Source organism: Bacteroidota bacterium (genome assembly GCA_030706565.1).
Lineage (GTDB): Bacteria > Bacteroidota > Bacteroidia > Bacteroidales > JAUZOH01 > JAUZOH01.
In genome coordinates this window covers 1-9,085 of sequence record JAUZOH010000137.1, presented here as the reverse complement: position 1 = coordinate 9,085, position 9,085 = coordinate 1, and the positions used below count along the sequence as shown (strand labels likewise).

Genomic DNA, 9,085 nt, shown 5'->3' with positions numbered 1-9,085 from the left:
GCTTGTTTCTCCGGTTAAAACAAGCACGCCCAATGCCTTGGCATTATAGGCCAACTGCAAATCCGTGTAGATCCGGTCGCCAACCACAGCAATCTGGGAAGACTTAACCTGGTAACGGTGCTCGATCCCGACCAACATTCGTGGATCTGGCTTTCCAATAACAACATCCGGAACATGATCCGTTGCCTTTTTTAAACAGGAACAAATTGAACCACAATCCACCAGGACAACGGGCAGATCAGTCGGGCAAACCTTATCCGGATTAGTGGCTATAAAAGGCACATTTTGTTTTATCCACCAGGCAGCCCTGCACAAGCGGGAATAGGTAAGCGTCATATCAAAACATACAACAACCGCATCGGGAACATCATGGGCATCATCAACCGTAGATATAAATCCGGACCTTTCAAATTCACTTATCACATTGGGAGTTCCCAAAATAAACAAGCGCTTATAATCAGGAAAATTTACCTTTAAATAGTCAATTGTAGCCTGTGCAGAAGTATATATTTCGTCATCGGTGGCCAAAATGCCCATACTGGCCAGATGGCTCAAATAATTATCCGTATTTCTTGAAGAATTGTTGGTTAAAAAAGAATATCCTATTCCTTTTTCCTTCATTCTTTTTAAAAAGGGGAGGGTAAAATTGAACAAGGTACCCCCGTTATAAATAGTACCATCCATATCCAGGGCTATATGCCGGATATTTTGTAAACGGGTATTCAATTCAGAAACAGAATTTATACCCATCTGTTCTATATATTTGTAAGAACCTATACCCATTTGTTCTATATCTTTAAAATTCATAATTTTTTTATTAATCTTCATATCCATTAGCTTTAGCCTTCCAAGCCATCAGAAATACAACAGTTCCTATAAGACCAGCTCCAATCAATGCAGCCAAAGCGTAATCCCAACCGCATTTATCAACTAAAAGTCCTAATCCCCATCCTGAAACCAAAGTACTTGCATAACCAAATAAACCGGTAAATCCAGCTGCAGATGAAGCAGCCCGCTTTGTAGCCAAATTTGCTGCTGCAATCCCCACTAGGGCCTGAGGGCCATAAATGGAAAAACCTGCAGCCATTAATATCATTGTGGCCATCCAAATAGGAGGAGAAGGTAATAACCAGAGAAGGGCAACGAATACAGAGGCCAAAATCATACAGAAAACACAAACCCTCGGACCTCTTCCCCCAAAATATTTATCTGTAACCCTTCCTGCTACCAGCATCCCCAAAATGCCGGATACTTCAAAAGCTGCGACCATCCATCCTGCATTACTAATCGAAATATGTTTCCATTCACTCAACATGGTCGGGCCCCAGTCTAAAACAGCATAACGAATGACATACACGAAAAAATTGGCTATCGCTATAACCCACATATAGGGGTTCATAAATACTTTCTTGCGCACGAACTCTTTAAACTCCCTGGAAGTTTCTTTATGCTCAACCGCTTCTTCCTCAGTTCCCTTGACATTAATCTCTGGTAAACCCACTGAAGACGGAACATCCCTTAAACCAAACCAAAGGGCGACCGCACCGGCTAAAGCAATAATCGAAGGGAAAAAGAAACACCACCTCCAACCTAAAGAAACGACATAGCCACAAATGATTACTACAAGTCCTGCTCCAATGGAATGTGAAGTATTCCAAACCGACATTTTGGTAGCTAATTCCTTGGGGTGAATCCAATGGGTCAACAGACGGACACAGGGAGGAAATCCCATCCCCTGAAACCAGCCATTAAACATCCATACGATGCCAAAGACAACCACTGCAGAGCTAAATCCAAAGATGATGTTACAGGCCGAAGACAGGATTAATCCTGTGATCATAAAATAACGGGCGTTTAGCCGGTCTCCTAAAAATCCATTGAGAAACTTTGACACTCCATATATTAAGCCATGAAGCGTAAGGAAAAGTCCCAGTTCGGCTTTTGTTATTCCTAAATCAGCTTCCATTGCCGGCATGGCCACACTTAAATTCTTCCGTACAAAATAAAACATGGCATAGCCCATCATGCTGAAAATGATTGTCCGGGTCTGCCAGTATTTAAACTTCTTTGCTACCTCAGGAGTCATGGACATATAGGTACTTTTGATGCTAGTATTCATTAGGTTTGATTTATAAATAATTTCAGTTTAAAGTCCGATAAAATTTCCTGGGCTCCTACATTTTGTTTGCTTTTAGTTTATTATTAAAACTTCCTATTCTTACTTTATTTCCCAAATTCCGCCCTTCTGGAATAATCCGTCCAACCAGGTATTCATATATCCTGTACGTACAGCCAGGTCAAGAACAGTGAAGCGCCGGCGGATATACTGAGAACGGACAAATGTTTCCCGCAAACGCCCACGGGATATGCCAATCTCTTCAGGTTCGACAGGAGCTCCAACTTCCTGAAGCCATTCTTTTACTTGTGCATAGGGCAACAATTGTTCAGACAAACGGGCCTGAATTTCTGCCCAATTTGCTTTAAGGGTAGCCAGCTGAATAGCCAGTTTTTCACGGGAAATATATTTAGCCTTGGTTTCCTGCAAACCTATATTTGGGAAATCAGTCCCAGTAAACATTTTCAGGGCTTCTGCATCTGATTCTTCCGGCAAAGGCCAATTTTTACAGCAGGCATCTATATCAAGCCGTTCCATGGGGGTTTTTAAAACCTGCTCATAAAAAGCTGTAATGGAAAGCATGCCAATACTCACCTGAAAACCGTGAGAAACGTGTTCTCCATGATTCAAATGATGCTCCATGTTCCACAAATGGCTAAACTGGTGTTCCGCTCCGGAGGCAGGACGGCTTGATTTAGCCCACTGCATGGCAAATCCTCCTAGCATCAGGCCTTCAATCAAGGCAGAAATTGACTCGGGATTTCCGGAATGTACTCCTTTCGGGTCAGATAAAGCATCCTGCAAACCATCCTGAACAATGCTCCAGGCAGTTGGGTCAACAGGTTCAACTCCAAGGGCATCGGCCAGAATCCAGTCTGCCCCGGCAGTAACTTTTGCAAACAAGTCGGCATAGCCGGAAGCAGTCATCTTTTCGGGAGCTTTGCTGATAATATCTATATCGGCCAGGCAAGCCTGTGGAGCCGGACAACTAAACGTCTGTTTTGCCCCATTGGCAGTAATAGAAGCCCCGAAAGAGGTGTATCCATCCATCGATGCTGCCGTTGCCACACACATATAACGCCTTCCGGCAAGATGTGAAGACAATTTTGTTAAATCATTAATTGTTCCCGAACCAACGGCTACAGGTATTGCATCATGATTTTTCAATGCAGCGACCAATTGATCTATATAGGAATACTCAGCATAAAGATCAGGATCGGTAAATATGAACGGAGCTTCCTGTTCAATACCTGCAGATTTTAATCTTTCTGAAACCGTTTTACCGGCCACTGAATAAGTTGTAGTATCGGCTATTACAATTGCTTTCTTCCCGGGAAATTGTTTTCTGAACAAATCGGCAACCTCCTTAATGACTCCGGATCCTACAATAAGATCACGCGTATCACTCGCTGCTTTTAATGCTTTTTCAACTCTGGACATATAAAATTGCTTTTGTTTATCTTCAATGAAAAATTTACTTAGACTTCATCACTCCCCAAACCTCAGTAGGAATGTCAGACTCGATAATATCGGGATGCTTTTCAATCTCTTCTTTATAAGCTTTTTGTCTTAGCTCGGGCGTTGCCAGGGTATCATGAGTAGGGGCAAAGGAAACCATACACCTTACTCCTTTTTGGTGTAAAAGATTCACTATTTTTTGATTTCCTGAATTGATTGTAGGGCCAACATAGGCTATCATGTTTCTCCAGGGTACCCCGGAAATAGCCAGATCTTCATATTCACTTATGGTTCTGGCAAAAGCAGATAACATGATATTTGGGAAACGGTCGTAATAATACCTGGCTTCAGCACCTGTATGTACGGTAAGCATTACATGATTTTCGGCATGATATTTCCGGATCAGTGCAACAATCATTTTCATAGGAACGTCCTTTTTGTCCAGATTGACCACCGTCTTGCCCTTACTCCATTTTATTACCTCAGATAGAGTCGGAATAGAATAAGGGGTAACATTCCCTTCCCTGTCCTTTAGTCGGAAAGATTGAAGTTGGGCATAGGTGTAATTGGAAACACGGCCCTTCCCGGTTGTTGTTCTATCCAGGGTTGCATCATGCATCAAAACAATGACACTGTCTTTAGTAAGCCTGGGATCAATTTCAAAAAAGGCAGGCATCCTATTTAATACATTTTTAAATCCTTCAAGGCTGTTTTCAGAATATCCTTTTTCTCTGCCACCTCTATGTCCGCTAACCAGAATAGTTCCATCACCTTTGTAGCTGAAATAATCATGAAGGTCTTTGTTATTATTAATATTTAAAGTATAAATCTTTTGAGATTGTGCAGCAACATTTGAGGTACTGAACAAATTACTTCCTAAAAAAAACAGGGCAACGGAAACTCCGTAAATCACAAACTTTCTTTTTACCATCATTTTGTTTCAAATTTGAATATCGATTTTATCTTCCAGCAAAAAATTTCCTGCAATGATATTAATTTAAGATATAATTTCTAGCTAATTGAGTAAACTTATCAATTTGATTCTCTTCCCATTTCTTATCCTTACTTAATTCTTCAGCCATAATAGAAGCAACCCTGGGAGCTGTTTCAATGGCAGCCCGTGCATCCAGGAAAAGCATCCTCACGCGTCTGGCCAATACATCTTCAACCGACTGGGCCATTTCTTCCCTGACTGCCCAAATAACATGTGCCTTGGTAAAAGTAAAATCTTTGTGAAGAAGCTCTGAATTGGTGCTGTCTTCTTTTATTAAGGAATGAATTTTTTCACTGTCACTGCCGTAAACATAGTCCCATTTTCCCATATCTACATCTTTTTTATAACCGTGAACCTTCAATTCTTTTGTTACGCAGGGTTTATTTTCTAATTTGCCCATTTCTATGGCACGATTGACGATATCCTCGGCCATTTTACGATAAGTGGTCCATTTTCCCCCGGTTATAGTCAACAAACCTGATTTAGATACATATATCTTGTGATTTCTGGAAATTTCTTTTGTTTTCTTGCTATCATCGTGGGTAGGAGCAGCCAAAGGACGCAGGCCTGCGAAAACAGACAATACATCTTTACGTGAAATTTTCAGTCCAAGATATTGCCCGGCCTGATCCAAAATAAAATCCACCTCCTGATCCAAAGCACGAGGTTCGATGGTAGCGCCATTTAAAGGAGTATCGGTAGTACCCAGCACTACTTTATTATGCCAGGGAACCCCAAACAGAACACGTCCGTCTTTGGTTTTGGGAATCATCAGTGCAGAATTTCCGCCGAGAAATTTGCTGTCTACCACCAAATGTACCCCCTGGCTTGGACGTACTTTTTTCTTTGCTTCAGGCATATCCATTTTCATGATATCATCTACAAAAACTCCGGTAGCATTAATAATTACCTTTGATTTGACCGTATATTCTTCACCGCTTAACTGATCCACAGCAGTTAGCCCGTTCAATTTTCCCTGTCCATCTTTCAACAATTTAGTAACCTTCACATAATTCAGACAAACGGCTCCGTGGTCAACTGCTGTCTGGGCAAGGGTAATGGCCATGCGGGCATCATCAAATTGTCCGTCATGATAGACTACTCCTCCCCTCAAACCGATTTGTTTTAAGGCAGGAATTTCTTTCATGACTGTCTTTTTCCTAAGTGGCAATGAACGGCCCAGGCCCAGCCTTCCGGCCAAAAGATCATACAAGGTTAAACCTACCGTATAAAAAGGTTTTTCCCACCAACGATAATTTCCAATGATGAAACGCATGTCTTTGACCAACTGGGGGGCGTTTTTCCGTAAACGGCCACGTTCATGAAGCGCTTCAACGACCATTTGAACATCCCCCTGTTTCAGGTAACGGACCCCGCCATGTACCAACTTTGTGCTCCGGCTTGAAGTAGCTTTGGCAAAATCAGCCTGCTCCAGCAGAATTACACTAAATCCCCTTGAAGCAGCATCTACTGCTGCTCCCAATCCGGATGCCCCTCCTCCAATGACTATGATATCACTGATATAATTATGCCTTGAAATTTTGTTCAACAATTCACTTCGTTTCATTTTAATTGTTTTATAGTTTCGTATTGCACTCTTATCGTTTTTTTTCGGAGTAAAAATATGCTATTAATAAATATAAAACAAATTCTATTTTAATTTTTATCCTATTTTTATAACTTAACCCTATCTGCATATTAATTTTTATATATCTCATTTTTTGACCTTTAAACCAGATAAACTGCAAGTAAATTCCCTTAAAAATGAAAATATTTTCTTTTCTTTAAAATCACTTTCATTTTAATTAGAAAAAGAATAATAAAGAAATGATTAAATAGAAAAAATAATTATATTTACCATATAATTTTAAAATTGAATGCAAATGCTTAGTATAGCTGAAAGACATAAATATATTTTAGAGTCATTACAGAAAAATGGTTTTGTCAAAGTAGCAGATATTGCTAAAGATTTAGACGTAACAACTGTTACGGTTCGAAAAGACTTGAAATTTCTTGAAGAAAAAAAGTTACTTTATCGTACCCATGGCAGTGCAAGTCCGGGTAATCCATTGGCCTCAGATGTGGATGTTCACCTGAAGGAAAAAATGAAAAAAGATGAAAAGGAAAGAATTGCTTCAGCCGCCTGTAAATTTATAGAAGAAAACGATTCAATTATTATTGCCTCAGGATCAACTGTATACAATTTTGCCGAGCATATAAAACCTCAAAAGTACTTGACGGTGGTTACTGCATCCCTTAAGATATCCACGCTACTTAACAATATCAGCAATATTGATGTAATACAGCTGGGAGGATTTGTGCGTAAAAGTTCCCTGTCTGTTATTGGCGAAGCATCCCTCAGATTTTTTGACGATATTACCTGTTCAAAGCTTTTCCTGGGTGTGGACGGAATAGATGTAGAATATGGGATTACCAATTCAAACATAGAAGAAGCGCTCCTGAATAAAAAGATGATTGAAGCCTCTTTGCGAACCATTATTCTGGCTGATTCATCCAAATTTGGCAAACGCGGATTCGGGAAAATTTGCAACCTCGATCAGATTGATGTGATCATCACCGATTCAGGCATTTCGGATACCATGGCCAAATCAATCGAAGAAATTGGTATTGAATTAATTATTGTATAATAGTTACAAAAAATACTGAAAAAGAAGCCCATTCACGGGCTTCTTTTTTTTGGCCGTTAAACCGTTATGTTTCCTTTATATCCTTGTTCATTTTTTTCTGCCCACAACATAAAAATTCCGCATGTCTGAAGTAGAATAAAAAAATGCAGGCAGGCCTTTACATTTTGTATCAAACTATGCACCTTTTAATACCTATATAATAAGGTATAAAAATCACAGCAACCACCGACATTTTATATAACTGAAATAAAGGCAGTTAACTGTTTTACTGTTTGAAATTCTTCCAATATTTACGGATCCCTTTTAAAAGGATGGATTTTTATTTAAAATTTTATACATTTGCAAACAATATTTGAACAACTGTTCACATATAAAAATGGTAAAAACGAATATTTCTTCATCCCCGGAATTACAATTTGTAGAAAAGGATAAAGTCCTTTCGGTGAAAACCAATATGAAACCGGAAAAATTCTTTCATTACCTGGCCGAAACATTTAAAGCGATGAGTGATCCTACGCGGATTAAATTAATTTACGCTTTGTGCCAGGAAAATGAATTATGCGTTCATGACCTGGCGGCCATTATTGGAACCACAAACTCGGCCATATCCCACCAGTTGAAAACTTTAAGAAATATGAAACTGGTAAGGTACAGGAAAGCCGGCAAATTAATTTTTTATTCCCTTGACGATTTGCACATCAACAATCTTTTTGCAGAAGGATTAAGGCATGTTGAGGAAAAATAATTTTTTAAATTACAATTGAATATGTGTTCATATATAAATAATAAAAGATGATTAGTGCAGAAAACAAAACGATATTGACGGAAATTAAAGAAGGTGAAGTTGGCATCATCGTTTCAGTAATCGGAGGGGAAAAGGCAACAAAAAGACTGGCAGACCTGGGACTGACTCCGGGAACAAAAATAAAGGTTGTAAGAAAGGCCTTGTTTTCCGGGCCTTTACAAATTGAAGTTTGCGATTCAAAATTAGTTATTGGCTGGGGATTGGCTTCAAAAATAATGGTGGCGCAAAGATGAATGAAGAAAAAAAAATCAATATTGTACTAGCCGGCCAGGGAAATGTAGGGAAATCTGCGATTTTTAATTATTTAACCGGCTTACATCAGCATATCGGCAATTGGGCAGGAAAAACAATTGAAAAGTTTGAAGGAACCTTATTCTACCACGGATTCACCATAGATGTACTTGATTTACCAGGAATTTATTCACTAACTACCTTTTCGGTTGAAGAAGTCATTTCCCGTGAATATATTATTTATCAACGACCCGATTGTGTAATCAATATCATTGATTCTACAAACCTTGAACGGAATCTGATCTTTACCCTTCAACTTCTTGAGTTGGAATGCCCAATTATTCCGGTATTAAATATGACCGACCTGGCCAAAAAAAAAGGTATCCTCATTGACTATCAAAAATTGCAGGGTATTCTCAATACCCCTGTCATTCCTACTGTTGCTTCCCAAGGTTCGGGCTTGACAAAAATCATTGATAAAGTAATTGAACTGAAAGGTAAAAAAGTTGAACATAAAATTCTTAAGTATGGAAAGGAAATAGAAGACTGCATCAGCGAATTATCAACAATGCTGCAGGCCATCCCTCTTCCCTACCCTTTGAGATGGATAGCAATCAAACTCCTGGAAAAAGACAAAGATGTAACAAAACTTTTAAGGGATAAAAAACCTGAGGTTTTAGAAAAAACAAAACAACTTTGTGAGAAACTGGAAGAAATTCACGGGCATGATTCTTCCCTTGTCATTGCCGATGAAAGAAGCAATCTCGCCTACCAGATTACCCGGGAAATAGAAACCATCACTCACAGAAAAATTTCCCTGAGTGATAAGCTGG

General features: G+C 39.4%; 9 protein-coding genes. 4 read left to right on the top strand and 5 right to left on the bottom strand.

Going from position 1 to position 9,085, the window contains the following annotated elements:
- The 5 genes from Q8907_08680 to Q8907_08660 form a co-directional block, all read right to left on the bottom strand.
- Nucleotides 1–750, bottom strand: a 750-nt coding sequence (locus Q8907_08680) for an HAD-IIA family hydrolase (protein ID MDP4274338.1), incomplete at its 3' end; no start/stop codon positions are given.
- Between the two features lie 67 nt (nucleotides 751–817).
- Nucleotides 818–2,119 (bottom strand): MFS transporter, encoded by a 1,302-nt coding sequence (locus Q8907_08675; protein MDP4274337.1) that lies wholly within the window; start codon nucleotides 2,117–2,119, stop codon nucleotides 818–820.
- A gap of 99 nt (nucleotides 2,120–2,218) precedes the next feature.
- A complete protein-coding gene (locus Q8907_08670) occupies nucleotides 2,219–3,556 on the bottom strand; it encodes a sn-glycerol-1-phosphate dehydrogenase (GenBank protein ID MDP4274336.1) in 1,338 nt (445 codons plus the stop codon).
- Between the two features lie 34 nt (nucleotides 3,557–3,590).
- On the bottom strand, nucleotides 3,591–4,508 hold the full coding sequence (locus tag Q8907_08665; GenBank protein ID MDP4274335.1) for a glycerophosphodiester phosphodiesterase family protein: 918 nt from the start codon (nucleotides 4,506–4,508) through the stop codon (nucleotides 3,591–3,593).
- Nucleotides 4,509–4,566: 58 nt separating this feature from the next.
- Entirely contained in the window at nucleotides 4,567–6,135 is a 1,569-nt protein-coding gene (locus Q8907_08660) for a glycerol-3-phosphate dehydrogenase/oxidase (GenBank protein MDP4274334.1), read from the bottom strand.
- A gap of 316 nt (nucleotides 6,136–6,451) precedes the next feature.
- Here Q8907_08660 and Q8907_08655 point away from each other — a divergent pair, with 316 nt between their 5' ends.
- The 4 genes from Q8907_08655 to Q8907_08640 all read left to right on the top strand — a co-directional run.
- A complete protein-coding gene (locus Q8907_08655; GenBank protein MDP4274333.1) occupies nucleotides 6,452–7,216 on the top strand; it encodes a DeoR/GlpR family DNA-binding transcription regulator in 765 nt (254 codons plus the stop codon).
- Nucleotides 7,217–7,592: 376 nt separating this feature from the next.
- The gene (locus tag Q8907_08650) at nucleotides 7,593–7,961 is read left to right on the top strand and encodes a metalloregulator ArsR/SmtB family transcription factor (protein MDP4274332.1); all 369 of its coding nucleotides are present in this window, start codon (nucleotides 7,593–7,595) and stop codon (nucleotides 7,959–7,961) included.
- Between the two features lie 47 nt (nucleotides 7,962–8,008).
- On the top strand, nucleotides 8,009–8,254 hold the full coding sequence (locus Q8907_08645; GenBank protein ID MDP4274331.1) for a FeoA family protein: 246 nt from the start codon (nucleotides 8,009–8,011) through the stop codon (nucleotides 8,252–8,254).
- Nucleotides 8,251–9,085, top strand: an 835-nt coding sequence (locus Q8907_08640; protein MDP4274330.1) for a FeoB small GTPase domain-containing protein, incomplete at its 3' end; no start/stop codon positions are given. The genes Q8907_08645 and Q8907_08640, both read left to right, overlap by 4 nt.

Excerpts from the sequence above, each read along its gene's own strand:
- Q8907_08675 (MDP4274337.1), bottom strand. The coding sequence starts at position 2,119 with ATGAATACTAGCATCAAAAGTACCTATATGTCCATGACTCCTGAGGTA.
- Q8907_08670 (MDP4274336.1), bottom strand. The coding sequence starts at position 3,556 with ATGTCCAGAGTTGAAAAAGCATTAAAAGCAGCGAGTGATACGCGTGAT.
- Q8907_08665 (MDP4274335.1), bottom strand. The coding sequence starts at position 4,508 with ATGATGGTAAAAAGAAAGTTTGTGATTTACGGAGTTTCCGTTGCCCTG.
- Q8907_08660 (MDP4274334.1), bottom strand. The coding sequence starts at position 6,135 with ATGAAACGAAGTGAATTGTTGAACAAAATTTCAAGGCATAATTATATC.
- Q8907_08655 (MDP4274333.1), top strand. The coding sequence starts at position 6,452 with ATGCTTAGTATAGCTGAAAGACATAAATATATTTTAGAGTCATTACAG.
- Q8907_08650 (MDP4274332.1), top strand. The coding sequence starts at position 7,593 with ATGGTAAAAACGAATATTTCTTCATCCCCGGAATTACAATTTGTAGAA.
- Q8907_08645 (MDP4274331.1), top strand. The coding sequence starts at position 8,009 with ATGATTAGTGCAGAAAACAAAACGATATTGACGGAAATTAAAGAAGGT.